The organism is Arthrobacter crystallopoietes, from assembly GCF_002849715.1.
GTDB lineage: Bacteria > Actinomycetota > Actinomycetes > Actinomycetales > Micrococcaceae > Crystallibacter > Crystallibacter crystallopoietes.
On sequence record NZ_CP018863.1, the window covers coordinates 1,165,106 to 1,182,365 of the forward strand.

Below are 17,260 nucleotides of genomic sequence, written 5' to 3' on the forward strand. Positions count from 1 at the left end.
CCCAGTCGACGCCCTTCAGATTCGCATCGTGGGCCTCCTCGGTTGTTAACCGCTCACTACCAGTCCCGTCACGCCCCCACCGCCGGTGTGGTGGTCAGGACGCCGGTCGGTACGGCTCGGTCGCTCGTTGGCATAGAGAGGCCCTAGGCGTGCGCCTGCTGCACAGCCGAGGAGCGCCTCGCCTCGACCGCATACACCGGCCGGTGTGCTGCAGGGAACCGGTCGCGGCTTACCTAACCAGAGGGTCGGCTTCTCGATCTTGCACAACCCGGCAACACTCCAGGCAGGTGCTGCGCCTGCCGCAGGCGGAACTCGCTTGGCGCAGCACGCGTTCTAGCAGATCAACAAGACCCGCTTACCTGTATGCCGATGTAAATTAGTAAGTCTTATGCTGCTGGCGCATATTCGAAGCGCAACGGTAAGATTTCGCGGGCACTGCCGTGCAACATTCGCCTGGCAAAAGAACTCTTTCCTTCTGCGTGTTAGCTTGATCACTGCTCTTCCAAGCCAAGTTCGCCGGAAGATTCAATCCACCGCAGCTACTTTCCCGGAGGCAACATGGGACTCAGCTCCCCCACGCATACAGAAGATCGGACGGTCGCGCCCGGCCGCCCCGCCGGTCTGCCCAAATCGACGGAAACGCAGCAATCAATGATGATCGCTGCGGGTGGCGTTATCGACTCAGGATTGTTCCGCAGCTCGGGATACATGGTGGCGGACAGCCGGATCGCATTGATGCCCCTTGGTGGTATCGCATGACGCCCATGACGCGAACTTCCGCAGAAATCGAATCCAATGCGACGGCGCAACCTGGATCCTCTCCAGCGACAGGTGCACACCACACCTCCAACGACACCGCCAACGAACTCAAGCGCGGGTTAAGCAGCCGTCACCTGCAGATGATCGCTATAGGCGGTGCGATCGGTACCGGGCTGTTCGTGGCCTCGGGCGGCACCATTTCCCAGGCGGGCCCAGGTGGCGCGCTAGTCGCCTACGCGCTGGTCGGGCTGATGGTGTTCTTGCTTATGCAGTCGCTGGGTGAAATGTCGGCAAAAATTCCGGTCGCAGGATCCTTCCAGACCTTTGCCACGCGTTTTGTCTCCCCCTCCTTCGGGTTCGCGATCGGCTGGAACTACTGGTTCAACTGGGCCATCACAGTCGCCGCCGAACTGGTCGCAGCCGGAATCATCATGGACTTCTGGTTCCCCGGCATCCCCGGCTGGGTATGGGCTGGGATCTTTCTGCTGGTATTGACCGGGCTCAACGCCCTCTCGGCGAAGTCCTTCGGTGAGTCGGAGTTCTGGCTCTCCCTGATCAAGGTCTCGGCAGTGGTGCTCTTCCTGATCGCCGGCGTGCTGATGATCTTCGGCATCCTCGGGAACGACTCTCCTGGCCTCAGCAATTGGGAAAACCGGGACGAAGTGTTCCACGGCGGTTGGGTTTCGATCATCTCGGTGTTCATGATTGCCGGGTTCTCCTTCCAAGGCACCGAACTGGTGGGTGTGGCCGCAGGCGAAGCCAAGAACCCGCGCCGCGAAGTACCTAAGGCCATCCGCACGGTCTTCTGGCGCATCATGCTCTTCTACATCGGCGCCATCTTCATCATCGGCTGCCTGATCCCGTTCACCGACCCGAGCCTGCTGGCCTCCGGCGAGGCCGATGTTGCAGTATCCCCGTTCACCCTGGTCTTCTCACGCGCCGGGATCGCGTTCGCAGCCGCCCTGATGAACGCGGTGATCCTGACCGCCATCCTCTCAGCGGGCAACTCCGGACTCTATGCATCCACCCGCATGCTTTACGCCATGGCCCACGATGGCAAGGCCCCGAAAATCTTCGGCCGCACCAATTCGCGCGGCGTGCCGATCCCGGCGCTGCTGGCCACCGCGGCCGTGGGACTCTTCGGCTTCGTATCCGCGATCGTCGGCCAGGGCTCGGCCTACTCCTGGCTGCTGAACATGTCCGGCCTATGCGGCTTCATCGTCTGGGCGGGGATCGCGATCTCCCACTACCGCTTCAGGCGAGGCTTCCTAGCACAGGGCAACAAGGTCAGCGACCTGCCGTACAAGGCCTCCTTGTTCCCGATCGGCCCACTGCTGGCCTTCGCCCTGCTGATCCTAGTGATCGCGGGACAGAACTACGAGGCTGTGCTTGCCGGACGAGGCCTGGAAGTGCTTTCCTCCTACATCGGGTTGCCGGCCTTCATCGTCCTATGGCTGGCCCACCGCTTCATCACCAAGTCCAAGCTGGTACCGCTGCACGAAATGGATATCACGGCACCGGATGACCTCGAGCTCGAACCTGCCGGCGGCACCCGCTGACCCCGCTGCTGCTCGCCCGCTGAGGGTATCCCGGCAGCAGCCGCAGGCCACGACGAGTCACAGCACCTGCTGCACGAATCCTCGTCCGAGACCAGGTGGGTCCGCTATGCGCGGGCCCACCTGCGCGGCATGTTCCCCGGCATCCTGCATCAAACAACGCCGAAGGCAATAGGACATGATCATCTAGAGGGACCCTGCTCGTCAGCCGCCAGCGGCGCGCTCTCCGGGGCATTGGCATACGCAACCGAGAGCCGGCGATACGACCGCGTGAGCAAAGCCGCGAGCCCCAGCACGATCGACGCGATCCCGGAGATCAGGAACACCAGCGCAATGCCGCGGGCGTCCCCCTCCCCCAACAGCCACGCCCAGCTTTGCCTCCCAGGCTGTGAATTCATGTAGGGAATGATCCAGAATTCGGCCAGCGGCGCGATCATGAACGCAGTGATCGGAGCGGCCGCCGCCTCAAACGTCATGGCGAACCCGAAGACCCTGCCCTGAGTCGCATACGGAACCACTTTCTGAATCACGGTCTGCTCCGCGGCCTCGACCGCCGGGATGATCATCATGAAGATCCAGATGCCCACCGCATAGAGCCACCACCATTCTCGAATGGTGAACGTCGCACCGAGGAGGCCGGTGCAGGCCACCAGGATCAGCATCGTGCGGATCGGGTTCTTGCCCAGCCCAAACTTGGCCACCAGCCCGCCGCCGATCAGGAAACCGGTCGCCGTCACGCCCAGCACCACGCCCCAGATCTCCACCGGGAAGATCGTCAGGCCATACGGGTCCATGAGTGCCATGAACACCCCGCCCGTCAGGTTGTTGAAGGTGGTGAACAGGATCAGCGCGAACAATCCCCGGGTCGCGCGGACCGCCGCAATGCCCGCACGTAGATCGGCGAAACTCTCGCGCTCCTGGGCGCGCACGATCCTGGGTTCGGGAATCCTGAGGATCAGCAAGTGCACCAGCACCACACCGCAGGCGACCAGCGCAATGATGATCGTCCCGCCCATGCCCAGCATTCCGATCGCCAGTCCGCTGAAGACGGAGGTGATCATGAACGCGAGCCCCTGCACGGTTCCGACCAAGCCGTTGGCATTGGCCCGGCGCTCGGTCGGCACCAATAGCGTCACGGTGGTGGACAGGGCGATGTTGCGCAGTTGTTCAACCACCGCGCCGATAAGTACCACGAGGGCAAAGAGCCAGAACCAGATTCCGGTCAGGCTCAGCAACGCGTCCTCCGGAACCAGCAGGAACATCAGTCCCGCCAGCCCGAAGCAGGCCACCGTGAACAGCGTCGAGCCCACCATCACCGCGTGCTTGCGGTAGCGGTCCACCAGCACGCCGAAGAACAGGCCGAAGAACGCGACAAGCAGCATGTAGGCGCCGCCGATGAGACCGGTGGCCAGCACGGAACGGGTTTCCAGGTACACCCAGAAAGTCAAAGCGAACCAGAGAAAGCTGGTGATCACGTTGGCAAGGGCCGTATTGACCAGCACATGCATGAACGTGCGGTGCCCCGCTTGCGGCGGCGTCGCTTTGGTAACGGCTTGCCTGTCCGCTGTTTCAAGGTCCGCGGAGGAGGGATCTTCCTGCGGCATGTTCCAAGCGTAGAACCGTTGTAAACCCGTTGAAAGAGCGACGGCGGAATCTATGGAACCTTGAGCCGACGATCCGCATCTACCCGGCTGTCCCACTGATGACTTGTTAGCCAAGGTCGAGCCGCATTAGTACGCGAGGGAACCCGTTCAGCACCGAGTCGGTGTCGGCTACCTTGCTGAACCCAGCTCGTTCGAAGAGCTTGCGCGTTCCCACGTAAGCCATGGTGAGGTCCACCTTCTTGCCATCGTTGTCGACGGGATACCCCTCAATCGCAGGCGCCCCATGCTTCCGTGCAAATTCGACGGCGCCTCTAAGTAGATGATGCGAAATGCCCTTGCCGCGATGCCCCGGCCGCGCCCGAATGCACCACACCGACCACACATCGACGTCGTCCACGTGCGGAATCTTCCGATTGCGGGCGAAGCTGGTGTCCGCTTTCGGATGCACGGCGGCCCAGCCGACCACCTCGTCGCCGTCGTAAGCGAGCACCCCAGGTGGCGGATCCTGCCGGCACAGAAGCTCCGCAAGCTGGCCGCGCTCCTGACCTCGCAACGCCAGATTGTCCTTCGATGGAATGCGATAGCTCAGGCACCAGCACACGTTCGCATCCGGCCGCTTGGGCCCGAGCATCGTCTTTACGTCGTCGAACGCCGTAGCCGCGCGCACCTCGATCGTCATGCAATCACAGTGCCACCCGCGCCCGATGCTGACAACGGCTTGCTGCAGAACAGCCCGGACTTCGCGCACCGAAGAGGTCCGCGGTGCTTGTTAGAGCTGCTTTTCAGGAGTGGGATCAGTACAAGAAGATCGGCAGCCAGTCACGGTTGTGGGCGTGCACCAGCGCGAGGAACAGGACGAAGTCGAAGATCAAGTGAACTGACACGACATAGGTCAACGACTTCGTCAGCTTGAAGGTGTAACCCTGCAGCAGCGCGAACGGGAACGTCAGCAGCGGCCCCCAGGCCTGGTAGCCAATCTCCCACAGGAAAGACGAGAAGATCACGGCTTGCAGGAAGTTGGCGAGCCAATCCGGAAAATGCCGCCGCAGGAGCGTGAAGGTGGTGCAGATAAAGAACAGCTCATCCCAGATTCCAACGGCGTTCACCCCAAGAAAGAGACGCCAGAAGATGGTGGGATCGGATGCGTCCGGCCAGTTCTGGTAGACGCCGGTGCTGATCAGGTATCCGGGGAGAATGAAATACCCGAGCGCAACAACGCCGATCAGGTACAGCTTCGCTGTCAGCGGCCATTTACGGCCAGTGTTCACCGGAAATCTGATGATCTTCTCGCGGTAAACAAAGCGCGACACCAGCCACGGCACGAGCACGGCCAAGGCGAGTGCAGCGCCCATCAGCACCATGTGCTGAATACTCAAATCAGCGTTAAGCGGCACGAGGCTGATGATCACCATGCCCGCTGCGACCAGCGCGAGATGCCGCACGAACTCACGGTCAATCAACGCGGCCGCGACCAAGCTGAGGCCGAGCACGCTGTAACCAACAGGGTTATTCTCGACGCCGAAAAGCAGCACACCAGACACCGAGAGCAGCACCGCTGGCACCAGTTTCCAGCTGAGCGCCGTACGGGGCGGTTCGATCGAGATTGATGTCACCCCACAAGCATGTCAGCGTCGTCCGCGTCGCGAAACCGGTCTCGCGGGTTTTGCCAAGCACTACTAAGTATGCTTACGTTTAGTGAAACTTACTAGGAGGCAACATGATCGGTTTTATCATCGCAGGACTCGTCATCGGGGCGCTCGCGCGTCTTATTAAGCCCGGGAAGCAGAATCTTGGCCTGGTGGCCACGCTGCTGCTGGGCCTGGTTGGATCAGTCATTGGTGGCCTGATCGCGAATCTGCTGGGTACCGGCGACATCTTCGAGCTGAACGTCCTCGGATTTGTTGTGGCCGTAATCGCAGCGGTGCTCCTGATCGGCGTGGCCGAGGGTGTCGCCGGCCGCCGGAGCGTCCGCCGCTAGGTATTGACTTGCCGGCAAGCGGCTGGGTCCCCTGATGCCTTAAACAGACCTGCGGCCTGGAACGGCAACCGTTCCAGGCCGCAGGTTTGCCACTGGCCTCCTCTATCCGAGTGGGCCGGTGGCGACTTCGACGGCGGTGCGCAGTTGTCCCGCAGCAATAAGTGCCTCCGCGGCGGCCAGCTCCGGCGCCAGGAATCGGTCAGGTCCAGGCCCGGCCACCCGTTCGCGCAGCACTGCCAGCGCGGCGCCGGTGGCCGGTCCCGGTCGCAACGGCGCACGCAGCTCAATGCCGCGGGCAGCTGCCACCAGCTCGATGGCCAGCACCCGGCGCAGATTGTCGACGGCGGTACGCAATGCCGAGTCCTTCCACGAGGCCTACATGACGCACACCTCCACCTCACCGAACTATCAAATCCTCGCTTCCCTGGACGCCGGCCGCCGACAGGTGGAGCTGGAGGGTTTTGAACTGGTGCAGCGGCAGATGGATTTGGCGGGTGGCATCGCCGCGGCGGTGCAACGGCAGCCGCTGCTGCGAAATCATTTCCGGATCCTCGGCGCCGCAACGGCTACCTGATGGACCGGTTCGGGATCCAGGTCAACAAGACCTCCCGCAACACGGTGCTGCTCATGACCAATATCGGCACCACCCGCAGTGCCGTGGCCTACCTGCTCGAGGTCCTGGTCCAGCTGGCCGAGGCCTTTGACGAGGAACAAGCGGGGATGAGCCCGCTCGCACTGCAGGCCCGGCAGGTCCGGGTAGCCTCGCTCACGACGGCGCCGCCCCCGCTGCCAAACATCAGCCGCTTCGCGGACCGTTTCCGCTCGGGCCCGGACACTCCTGACGGCGACCTCCGGACCGCCCATTTCCTCACCTACGGGGAAGGCTCCTGCCGTTGCCTGCAGCCGGAAGCTGCCGCGCGGCTCGTGGCGGACGGTAAGGAGCTGGTCTCCGCAACATTCGTTACCCCGTATCCCCCGGGCTTCCCGGTGCTGGTCCCCGGACAGGTCATTACCAGCGAGATCCTCGACTACATGGCCGCGCTGGATGTGCGGGAGGTGCACGGCTTCCATCCGGAATTCGGCTACCGGGTCCTGGGCTAGAAGGCTGCTAGGAGTCTGCTGGGCTGTTGGCTTGGGCCTGTTGATGACTGATGTAGGAGCGAGCCAAAGGATTGAGCAGATCAGCACTAGACTCGTTGATCCGCTCGATAAGGGTCTCCGTCTCGTCCAGCACGTCGCCCGCGGCCCAGGCTTGGCCGCGGGACCCCTTGCCAATATTGCGCAGCACGCCTGCCTCCTCCAGCTTCGCGATGGCATTGTAAGCGGCTTGGGGAGTGCAGTTCGCACGTTCAGCGGCGAGCCCGGCTGTGAGGAGGGGCTGGCCGAGCAGCGAGTCGATCAGCTTCAGGGCTGCGGATCCTGAGCGGGGATTCACGGCGTCTCTCCACTGCCCCGGCAGCCCAGCCAACGTCGTGGCCGATTCGGATGCTGCCCGGCAGGCAGAGAGTGCGCAGCGGGCGATGTAGTCAACGAACAGATCTGCTTCCCCGTTTCTATAGGCGCCAAGGAGCGCGAAGTAGACATCGCGACTGGCCATGAAGGCAGACGCGATAGGGACGATTGCGGCGGTCGTGACCCCCCGGTAGCGGAGAACAGCATTTAACAAGGCTCGCCCTATGCGGCCGTTGCCGTCGGTATAGGGATGGATCGTCTCAAACTGGGCATGTGCGATCGCGGCCTGCGCGAGGGCGGGGAGGTCCTTCCTCTCGCAAAAGTCATGGAGATCGGCCATCAGGGTCGCAACTCGCCCCGGGGCCGGCGGCACAAACAACGCTCCCCGAGGGGTGTAGTCGGAGCCGCCGATCCAATTCTGCTGGTCGCGCAACTCCTCTGAGAACTTCCGATTCAGCGGATCAGGCCGCATCAAAATGGCGTGGGCGTGGTTCAGGTTGGATGGATCCGCCGGGTTGGTCTCTTCCCCCACGGAAATCAGATCCTCGATTGCGGCGGCCGCGGCGAGGGTTGAAATGGCCGCCTCCGAGCTCCTGATGCCAAGCGTCGCACGTGCCAAAGCCAACGGTGTGGACTGCACATGCTCGATCTTCGATGAAGACTCCGCCTCATTGCGCAGCAGGAACCCGGACAGAGGGGCGAGAACCTGACCGGCGGTCGCATCGAGCCGGACGATCGCTGCAACCGCCGCCTCGGTCACCGTTGCAGTCTCTGCCGAAGAGCGCCATTCCAGTTCGGAGATCGTCGCAGGGATGCTAGCGCCGTAGCGGCGGAAAGTTCGGTCAGCTTTGGATCCTTGGCTAGAGGGCTCCCATGGAAGAGTTTCGTAGGTAAGCGCAGGCCACTTACCCATGGAAAGTCCCTCCTAAGCAACCAAACTTGAAAGTTAGTAATTGATTTCAATTCTAGCGTCTCAAACTTTACAAAGACATGGATTTATCAAGTTATTGTTTCTCCCAGCCATGCCCACCGCAGCCCTCCAGCAGGCACTACACCGTGTCTGCGGCAGCGGCGAACTGGGACATGTAGAGCCGGTAGTAGGCACCCTGGGCTTCAAGCAGTTCTGCGTGGTTGCCCTGCTCCACGATCTGCCCGTCCTCCATCACCAGGATGATGTCGGCGTCGCGGATCGTTGAGAGCCGGTGCGCGATCACAAAACTGGTCCGGTCAGTGCGCAGCGCCGCCATGGCGTGCTGGACCAGCAGCTCGGTCCGGGTGTCCACCGAACTGGTGGCCTCGTCCAGAATCAGCAGCGACGGGTTGGCCAGGAACGCGCGGGCGATGGTGATCAGCTGCTTCTCGCCCGCGCTGACGTTGTTGCCTTCTTCGTCGATCACCGTGTCGTAGCCGTCCGGCAGCGCGCGCACAAAGCGGTCCACGTAGGTGGCCTTTGCCGCCTCCAGCACCTGCTCTTCGCTGGCGTCGAGATTGCCGTAGCGGATGTTCTCCGCGATGGTGCCGCCGAACAGCCAGGCGTCCTGCAGCACCATGCCCACCTTGGAGCGCAGCTCGGCACGGCTGAGCTGCGTGATGTCCACGTTGTCCAGGGTGATCCGGCCGGAGTTCAGCTCGTAGAAGCGCATCACGAGGTTCACCAGCGTGGTCTTGCCGGCCCCGGTGGGCCCGACAATCGCCACGGTTTCGCCAGGCTTCGCCGCGAAGGACAGGTCCTCGATCAGCGGCTTGTCCGGCGTGTAGCTGAAGCTGACGTGCTCGAACTCCACGTGGCCGTCCGTCTTGGCCGGCAGCGACTGAGTGGCCGTGTCCGGGTCCTGCTCCTCGGCGTCGAGCAATTCGAACACGCGCTCGGCGGAGGCCACGCCTGACTGCAGCATGTTGGCCATGCCGGCCATCTGGCTCAACGGCTGGTTGAACTCACGCGAGTACTGGATGAACGCCGTCGCATCGCCCAGAGTCATGGAACCGGAGGCCACACGCAGCCCGCCCACCACCGCGATCCCCACGTAGGAGAGGTAGGAGATGAATTGCATGACGGGCATGATCATCCCGGAGACAAACTGCGCGCCGAAGGAGGCCTTGTAGAGCTCCTCGTTCTTCTCGTCGAACTGCGCCAGCGATTCCTTCTCCCGGCCGAAGACGCGCACCAGATCGTGCCCGCTGAAAGACTCCTCGATATGCCCGTTCAGCTGTCCGGTGTTCTTCCACTGGGCAGCAAAGAGCTTCTGGCTGCGTGCACCGATCAGGCCCGCTCCCACCGCGGAGAGCGGCAGCGCGATCAGGGCGATCACGGCCAGCTGCCAGGAGACGATGAACATCATGACCGTGATGCCGATCAGGCTCAGCGCAGACATGATCAGCTGCGCGAAGGCCTGCTGGAGCGCCTGCTGGACGTTGTCGACGTCGTTAGTTACCCGGGAGAGCAGGTCGCCGCGCTGGCGGGTATCGAAATAGTTCAGCGGCAGCCGGTTCAGCTTGTCCTCCACATCGCGGCGGAGGTTGTAGACCACGCGCATGACCACCTGGTTCAGCACGTAGCCCTGCAGCCACATGAAGAGCGAGGACACCACGTACATGCCCAGCACAATAGCGATCAGCCGGCCCAGCAGCTCGAAATCGATGCCGGTGCCGGGCGTGATTTCCATCCCGGAGAGCAGGTCCGCGAACTGCTCCTGGCCCTGCGCGCGCAGCCCCGCGATCACCTGTTCCTGGGTGGCGCCGGCGGGCAGGTTGCTGCTGATGGCACCGTTGAAAATCACGTCCATTGCGTTGCCGAGCACCCGCGGAGCAATGACATTAAGTACGACGGCGATGATCACCATCGCGAGCACCACGGCAATTGCAGCCTTTTCCGGTTTCAGCAGCCCGAAGAGCCGCTTGGCGGACGGCCAGAAGTGCTTGGCCTTCTTCGCCGGCGTGCCGCCGAACATGTCGCCGTCGGCCTCGGTGGGCTGGAACTCCTCCTCCAGGACCTGTGCCTCGGCGTCCGCGGCCGCGCCGGGAGTCGGCGCCACCACCGGGTCGATGGTGGGCCCGTCGATAGGTCGGTCTATGGCGGGGCCGTCGCTGGTGCGCGGGTCGATGGCGGGGCCATCGTCCTGCCGGAGGTCCTTATCCGTGTCCTTGTCCGCGCTCATGCCACCTCCTCCGCCTGGGTCTGCGATTCGACAATTTCCTGGTAGGTGGGCGAGGTTTCCAGCAGCTCCTCGTGGGTGCCGCGGGCCACGATCTGCCCGTGCTCCATCACCAGGATCTGGTCCGCGTCCGTAATGGTGGTGACGCGCTGGGCCACGATGATCACCGTGGCGTCCTTGGTCTTGGCCTTCAGCGCCGCCCGCAGCCGCGCATCCGTGGCCACATCCAGCGCCGAGAACGAATCGTCGAACAGGTACACCTTGGGCTTGGCCACCAGCGCCCGGGCGATGCAGAGCCGCTGGCGCTGCCCGCCGGACACGTTGGTGCCGCCCTGCGACACCGGCGAGTTCAAGCCGTGCTCCTTGGCCAGCACGAAATCCGCGCCCTGGGCTACGGTGAGGGCTTCCCAGAGGTCGTCGTCGTGCGCTTGGGGGTTGCCGAAGCGCAGGTTGTGCGCGATGGTGCCGGAGAACAGGTACGGCCGCTGCGGCACCAGCGCCACGCGGTCGGTGATGTCCGGGCGCGCCATGCTGGTGATGGGGATGCCGTCGAGCAGGACCTCGCCGCTGCCGACGTCGAACAGCCGGGGCAGCATGGAAATCAGCGTGCTCTTGCCGGAGCCAGTACTGCCCACAATGGCGGTGGTCTGCCCCGGCCGGGCGGTGAAACTGACATCGTTGAGCACCGGGGCTTCGGCGCCCGGATAAGCGAAGGAAACGTTCCGGAACTCCACCACGCCGGCCTTGTCCGCCGGCTGCAGCGGCTGCTCGGGCTCGTGGATGGAGGGCTTGACGCCCAGCACCTCGCCGATCCGCTCGGCGCAGACCGAAGCGCGCGGAATCATCATGGCCATGAACGTGCCCATCATGACCGCCACCAGGATCTGCAGCAGGTACTGCAGGAACGCGGTCAGCGCGCCCACCTGCATCTCCCCCGCGTCCACCCGCAGCCCGCCGAACCACAGCACGGCCGCCGTGGCCAGGTGCAGGATCATGCCGATCGCCGGGAACATCAGCACAAACAGCGAGCCCACGGCCAGGGACACGTCCGTCAGCTCCCGGTTCGCCTTGCCGAACCGCTTGGCCTCGAACGGCTCGCGGACAAAGGCCCGCACCACGCGGATGCCGGTGATCTGCTCGCGCAGCACCCCGTTGATGTTGTCGATCTTGGTCTGCATGGACCGGAACAGCGGCATCAGGCGCCAGACCAGGAAACCAACGACGACGAACAACGCCGGCACGGATACCCACACCAGCCAGGACAGTGCAAGGTCCTCGCGCAGCGCCATGATGATGCCACCGATGCACATGATGGGCGCCGCCACCATGAAGTTCAGGCCCATCAGCACCAGCATCTGGACCTGCTGCACATCGTTGGTGCCGCGGGTGATCAGGCTGGGCGCGCCGAACTCGTTGACCTCCTGGGCGGAGAAGCCGGATACCTTGTGGAAGACGCCCTTGCGCACATCCCGGCCGACGGCCATCGCCGCCTTCGACCCGAACCAGACCGCGGCGATCGCCGTCGTTACTTGGATGAGGCTGACCCCGAGCATGACCATGCCGGTGTTCCAGATGTATTCGGTATCGCCGCGGGCCACACCCTGGTCAATGATCTGGGCGTTCAGGCTGGGCAGGTAGAGGGCCGCGATGGTCGCTGCGAGCTGCAGGATCACCACCGCCAGGACCAGTGACAGATAGGGCCGTATGTAGTGACGGACCAGTTTGATCAGCATGAAGCCGGTTCCTCGGAATCGTGAGTGTTGAGCCAGGGTGCGGGAGTACCGCGACAGCGGACGCCAATTGCCGGACGGCGCCGCAAATAAAGCCGCACCCTAGCGTATGCCTGCTATTGGGAACTGTCTATCAGTCGAAAGGACGATCTTTGGGCGGGCGCTGAGGCTCGGTCAGTTAGACGGATTCGGTCATCTCCTCCGGGACGGCAATGACATCCACCAGCGCGCCGGAGCGCATGACGGTGACCGGGAAGGGCACGCCGATGGCGTCGGAAAAGAGCAGCTTCTGCAGGCTTTCGGCGCTGGCTACCGGACGGCGGCCGGCGCTGACCACCAGGTCGCCCTGCTTCAGGCCTGCCTTGGCGGCGGGCGAACCGGGTATGACCTCGACGACGCGCAGCGCGTGCCGCTGCCCGTTGCGCAGCTTGACGGTTGCCGGCAGCTGCACCGGGGTGCTGACCAGTCCCAGATAGGCGCGCCGGACCCGTCCGTCGGTCAGCAGGGCGGAGATGATGCGGCGCGTGGTGGCGTTGATCGGGATGGCAAGGCCCAGACCGGCCCCGGCCACGGCCGTGCTGATGCCCACCACGTAGCCGCGGCTGTCGGCGAGCGCACCGCCGGAGCTGCCCGGGTTGAGGGCCGCGTCCGTCTGGATCACGTCTTCGATCACCCGCCTGCTCCCGCCGGACCAGGCAGGCATGGAGCGGCCGAGACCGCTCACCACTCCTGCGGAAACGGAGCCGCTCAGGCCCAGCGGGTTGCCGACCGCGATGACCAGTTGTCCCACCCGCAGCGCTTCGGCGTCGCCGAGCCGCGCAGGTGCCGGCGTGGCGGACAGACCGCGGAGGACGGCGAGATCGGACAGCGGGTCGGCGCCGATGATGTCGATGTCCGCGGCACTTCCGTCCGCAAATACTGCCCGCCCTTCATTCGCGCGGGCGACCACATGGGCGTTGGTCAGCAGGTAACCGTCTTCGGTGAACACCACGGCCGAACCGGCACCCACCCGTACCGGGCCATTGCGGCCATGGCGCGCCATCTCGATGGCAGCCACGTGCGGGGTAACGGACTCCGCCACACGGATGACGGTCCGTGAGTAGGCATCAAGCGGGTCTTCGGCGCCGGGTGCTGGACCGGTGCCGGGCGTTGCGTTCACCGGGCACTTCCTCGAACAGTTGGTGATCTATTAAAACCACCTTGGGTCCGTGATTGATCCGGCAGGCGCTACGCCTTCGGTGAACGCTCCCGGCCTCCTATACAGCGTTAATGGTTATCGTCTTGGTGGCCCGCACCTGCCCCGGTACCCAGGACAGGAACTTGATATGCATGAGGTACTCGCCGCGAGCGGGCGGGCGCAGCAGGAAGTCGTATTTTTCCGCCGCTCCCGACGCTATCTTGCTGGTGCGGAGCGGATACTTGCTGGACCAGACCGGCTCGGACGGGCCGTTGGGATTTGCCGTGTTGCGGAAGGGACGCCCGTCATGGGCAATCAGATCCGCCATCGCCACCGGCTTGCCCTTCATGTCGGTAAATTCCGTCAGGGTGGGGAAATAGTCCACGTTGACCATGCGGACCAACGTCGGCGCTAGCCCGCTTTGCTTCGTATTCGCTTTCATACTGGAGAAGGCCCAGACCCGGCGGCCGCCCGGCCGCTTGGGAATAACTCCGCCCAGGGTATAGAAATGCTTGGCCTTGAACCGGTTCAGGCCGGCGTCCTCGCCGGAAAGGCCTTCGGCATGGTTCATCTCATGCCAGCTTGGGTCCACCGAGTAGGGAAGCAGCACCGTTTCAGTGGCTATGTCGTACTCCGGGCCGTCAACGAAGGCGCGTCTGGTTCCCCGCTTCGGCGGCTTCACGCGGTCGATGGCAGGGTCCACGATGACCACGCCGAACATGCCCATCTGGACATGCAGCGGCGTGTTGACGTGGCAGTGGTAGAAGTACGTCCCGGACCCACCGCGGTTCGGATTTCCAGCTTCGCCGACGTCCGGCCGTAGCTGGTAGGTGTAGTCGCCGGTGACCTCGAAGGAGGTGTGGCCCACGCCGTCGTTGCGAGGATCCGGCTCAATGCCATGCCAATGAATGGTGTGCACACGCTTGCTCGGTTCAATGGTTCCGTGGAAGATCTCCCCTTCGGTGAACCGCGCCAAGGGGCCGGGCAGACCCCGGTCCTTGCTGTCAGTGGCAAAACTCCAGACATCGTGCTCGGCGCCGTCCGGGAACTCGAGCTCCCGGCCGAAGAAGTCAAACGTCATCGAGACGTCCGGGCGCTGTCGGAACAGGGTTTCCGGGCTGCCCTCATGGGGCTGGTCGGAAGCGAAATCCACCTGGCTCTCGTATTTGTGGTGGGCTTCGGCTTCCTGCTCTCCGGCCAGCACCCAATCCGCCACCAGGCCGCCAGGGTACAAACCACCCGCCGCCGTCTGTGAAGGTTCCGCATGGCAATGCATGGGGTACCGCCAGTCTTCCTTACGTGCCTCCCAAACGGCGTCGACGCAGTCCGGCGGGCGTACCATCGGCAGGATCGCTTCTTTGCGTTCAAGCGGCGAAAGCGCAACAGTGTCCTCCCATTGCTGGAGGCTCACGTGGCCGTCCGCCATCACCCGGCCCCGCTCGCGCGGGAAGTCCCTCCCGTTCTCCCGGACGGCCCAGACGTGATTGCCGTGGTAGTGCAGCTGGTGTCCCACGATGCCGGCGTTGACCATCCGGATCAGCTGTCCTGTCCGGACCGTTCCCGTGGCCGGCGACTGGCTGAAGTTCCGCACATCCGTCAAACGGGGAAACCCGGAGGGAAGGCTGTCTTCCTCCCTCTCTTCGTTCAGTTCAGGGTCATCGGAGACGCCGAGGGACCGGAATCCGGCCTGGTCATTCAGATTGAAGTAGCGCGGGGATACGTCCGTTCCGATGCTGTCGAGCTTGCCGCCCCGGGAGGCAACGCTGGCCCACTCCGGCACCACGTTATGACACATCCACAGCCATTGGCGCTCGAACTCCGGGCCGTTCGGGCCGAGATGCCAAGCCCGGGCAGGGTCGATAACTACCAGTGCCCCATAGAGTCCCAGCGTGCGTTCCACAGCCCCATTGGTGGGGTCTGTATAGAGGTACGTTCCCGGAGCGGGGGCCTTCAGGTCCAGTTTCCCGGTCCCGCCGGGGCGGATGCTTCCGCTAGTGACGTCCCCCCGATTAGCTCCCGCTCCGTGGAACATCAGTTCGTGGGACTGCGAAAGGCGGTTGTGGATGCGCAGCCTGATGGTGCTGCCTACCTCCGCGATGATGGTCCGCTCCGGAAAATAGCTGGCCCAGTACCGGCGTTTCGGCAGGTAGTAGTACTCTTCCTGCGGATCCGGACGCTCCGGCGCGGGCCTGCCATGGGGCGGCAGCGGCCGGCCCAGCGGATAGGTACGGCTCTCGACTACCTTGCCCGACCGGGTAAAGATCCGCGGAGCTATCCGCAGGCTCGGGTTCGGATCCGAAGGTGCCGTCTGGCGGTCTCCAAAACCACGGTGGTAGACCAACGCGCCGTCGACCATGGGCAGAAAGCCCTCGTTGATGAAGAGATCCAGCACGCCAGCCGACCCGGTGGAACCGGTCCTGACGTTGGTGGCGGGCGCCGTTCCGCGCCGCACAAGATTGAATAGACCGTTCCCCATAACTAAAGCCTCTCGATGCAAGCACTAATCCCCACAAGAAGTACTGCACCTAGTACTTCATCCCCAGCTTGGAAAACCCTTGACCCGGAGGCTCTACTTAGGTTCACGACGGCGGATCGGGCAGGTCCGCGCCCAAGTCCTCTAGCGGCTATTTCGTCTCGGAACCTCGCAGGGCGAGCACCGCCGTCGTACCTGCGAAAAGCGCGAGCACAGCGGCAAAGATCGCGACGCCGGCCCAGCCGAGCTGCACGAAAAACAGGCCGCCGGCCCAGCCGAGCAGGCTCGAGCCGGCGTAGTAGAACAGGTTGTAGAGGCCCGAGGCCTGGGACTGGCCCACGGTGGCCAAGCGCGGCGTCCACCCCGACGCCACCGAGTGCGCGCCGAAGAACCCCGCGGTGAAGACCACCAGGCCCACCAGGATGACCGGCAGCGAATCGGCCAGCGTGATCGCCAAGCCCGCGACAATCACCGGGATGCTGGCGAGCAGCACCCGAAGTCGCCCGAACCGCACGGTCAGTCCGCCGGCCAACCGCGACGACACCGTGCCGGCCAGGTACGCCAGGAAGAGCAGGCTGGCCAGCGACGTCGGCAGGTTGAACGGCGGCGCCTCGAGCCGGAAGCCGAGGTAGTTGTAGACCGCGACGAAGCCGCCCATCAGCAGGAAACCCTGTGCGTAGAGTGCCAGCAGCCGCGGCGAGCGCAGGTTGATGAGGATCCGCTCGGCCAGCTTGGGCCCCTGCCCGCGGACCACCGGCCGGAAGCCGCGCGGCGCTGGCGCCAGCCGGACAAAGAGGACGGCGGCGACTGCGGAGAGCACGCTCACCGCGAGCACGCCCGCGCGCCAGTCGGTAAACTCCGCTACTGGGCCGGCTACAAGCCGCCCGGCAAGGCCGCCGATGGTCGTTCCCGCAACGTAAGTCCCCGCGGCCACCGCCGCATGCAGCCGCTGGACCTCCTCGTTCAGGTACACCAGCGCGACGGCGGGAATCCCGCCCAGCGCCGCGCCCTCCAGAAAGCGCAGCGCCAGCATGGAAGGAAAAGTTGGGGCGAGCGGCAGCAGCAAACCAAGAACGACGGCGGCACTGATCGCCCAGGTCATCGTGCGTTTTCGTCCGGCGCGGTCGGCGATGGCGGACCATGGGATGACCGCGAGCGCGAGGCCGATGGTGGCAGCGGAAACGCTCAGGGCAGCGTCCGCCGCCGAAACCTGGAAGTCGCGCGCGATGCCGGGCAGCACGGCCTGCACCGAGTAGAGCTGGGCGAAGGTGGCCAGTCCGCCGAAGAGGAGCGCGATCAGCAAATGCCGGTAGGCCCTGCTGCCTTTCGGATGCCCCGGCCAGGGCTGCTGGTCCGCCGTCGTCACGCTTTAGATGCTA

At 64.1% G+C, this 17,260-nt stretch carries 14 protein-coding genes; 4 read left to right on the forward strand and 10 right to left on the reverse strand.

Annotated features, from left to right (window positions below):
- Nucleotides 1–764: 764 nt before the first annotated feature.
- Nucleotides 765–2,318, forward strand: a complete 1,554-nt coding sequence (locus tag AC20117_RS05660; RefSeq protein ID WP_418202238.1) for an amino acid permease — start codon at nucleotides 765–767, stop codon at nucleotides 2,316–2,318.
- A 179-nt stretch (nucleotides 2,319–2,497) separates the two neighbouring features.
- On the opposite strand, the gene AC20117_RS05665 is transcribed toward AC20117_RS05660, so the two are convergent.
- From AC20117_RS05665 to AC20117_RS05675, 3 genes are all read right to left on the reverse strand, one after another.
- A complete protein-coding gene (locus tag AC20117_RS05665; RefSeq protein ID WP_074700563.1) occupies nucleotides 2,498–3,919 on the reverse strand; it encodes an MFS transporter in 1,422 nt (473 codons plus the stop codon).
- 106 nt (nucleotides 3,920–4,025) lie between these two features.
- Entirely contained in the window at nucleotides 4,026–4,598 is a 573-nt protein-coding gene (locus tag AC20117_RS05670; RefSeq protein WP_074703193.1) for a GNAT family N-acetyltransferase, read from the reverse strand.
- Between the two features lie 115 nt (nucleotides 4,599–4,713).
- Nucleotides 4,714–5,532 (reverse strand): CPBP family intramembrane glutamic endopeptidase, encoded by an 819-nt coding sequence (locus AC20117_RS05675; protein WP_074700562.1) that lies wholly within the window; start codon nucleotides 5,530–5,532, stop codon nucleotides 4,714–4,716.
- A gap of 104 nt (nucleotides 5,533–5,636) precedes the next feature.
- Between AC20117_RS05675 and AC20117_RS05680 the strand changes: the two genes are divergently transcribed.
- Nucleotides 5,637–5,897, forward strand: a complete 261-nt coding sequence (locus tag AC20117_RS05680) for a GlsB/YeaQ/YmgE family stress response membrane protein (protein WP_074700561.1) — start codon at nucleotides 5,637–5,639, stop codon at nucleotides 5,895–5,897.
- A gap of 102 nt (nucleotides 5,898–5,999) precedes the next feature.
- On the opposite strand, the gene AC20117_RS05685 is transcribed toward AC20117_RS05680, so the two are convergent.
- Nucleotides 6,000–6,251, reverse strand: coding sequence for an aromatic amino acid lyase (locus AC20117_RS05685; protein WP_139186779.1), 252 nt, complete (start codon nucleotides 6,249–6,251; stop codon nucleotides 6,000–6,002).
- On the opposite strand from AC20117_RS05685, the gene AC20117_RS24195 reads away from it, so the two are divergent.
- Together AC20117_RS24195 and AC20117_RS05690 are read left to right on the forward strand one after the other, a co-directional pair.
- Nucleotides 6,211–6,471 (forward strand): hypothetical protein, encoded by a 261-nt coding sequence (locus tag AC20117_RS24195; protein WP_335644987.1) that lies wholly within the window; start codon nucleotides 6,211–6,213, stop codon nucleotides 6,469–6,471. The two genes, AC20117_RS05685 and AC20117_RS24195, sit on opposite strands and share 41 nt — an antisense overlap.
- Nucleotides 6,471–6,998, forward strand: a complete 528-nt coding sequence (locus tag AC20117_RS05690; RefSeq protein ID WP_074700559.1) for an Orn/Lys/Arg family decarboxylase — start codon at nucleotides 6,471–6,473, stop codon at nucleotides 6,996–6,998. Before AC20117_RS24195 ends, AC20117_RS05690 begins: the two co-directional genes overlap by 1 nt.
- A gap of 7 nt (nucleotides 6,999–7,005) precedes the next feature.
- On the opposite strand, the gene AC20117_RS05695 is transcribed toward AC20117_RS05690, so the two are convergent.
- The 6 genes from AC20117_RS05695 to AC20117_RS05720 form a co-directional block, all read right to left on the reverse strand.
- Nucleotides 7,006–8,109 (reverse strand): Fic family protein, encoded by a 1,104-nt coding sequence (locus AC20117_RS05695; protein WP_074700558.1) that lies wholly within the window; start codon nucleotides 8,107–8,109, stop codon nucleotides 7,006–7,008.
- 289 nt (nucleotides 8,110–8,398) lie between these two features.
- Entirely contained in the window at nucleotides 8,399–10,297 is a 1,899-nt protein-coding gene (locus AC20117_RS05700; protein WP_101632696.1) for an ABC transporter ATP-binding protein, read from the reverse strand.
- A gap of 203 nt (nucleotides 10,298–10,500) precedes the next feature.
- On the reverse strand, nucleotides 10,501–12,234 hold the full coding sequence (locus AC20117_RS05705; protein ID WP_074700557.1) for an ABC transporter ATP-binding protein: 1,734 nt from the start codon (nucleotides 12,232–12,234) through the stop codon (nucleotides 10,501–10,503).
- Nucleotides 12,235–12,409: 175 nt separating this feature from the next.
- Nucleotides 12,410–13,390: a S1C family serine protease gene (locus AC20117_RS05710; RefSeq protein WP_074700556.1), complete on the reverse strand. Its 981-nt coding sequence runs from the start codon at nucleotides 13,388–13,390 to the stop codon at nucleotides 12,410–12,412.
- Between the two features lie 97 nt (nucleotides 13,391–13,487).
- On the reverse strand, nucleotides 13,488–15,884 hold the full coding sequence (locus AC20117_RS05715; protein ID WP_083339713.1) for a multicopper oxidase domain-containing protein: 2,397 nt from the start codon (nucleotides 15,882–15,884) through the stop codon (nucleotides 13,488–13,490).
- A 148-nt stretch (nucleotides 15,885–16,032) separates the two neighbouring features.
- Complete coding sequence (locus AC20117_RS05720) at nucleotides 16,033–17,247, reverse strand: MFS transporter (RefSeq protein WP_074700555.1); 1,215 nt, start codon at nucleotides 17,245–17,247, stop codon at nucleotides 16,033–16,035.
- Nucleotides 17,248–17,260: the final 13 nt, after the last annotated feature.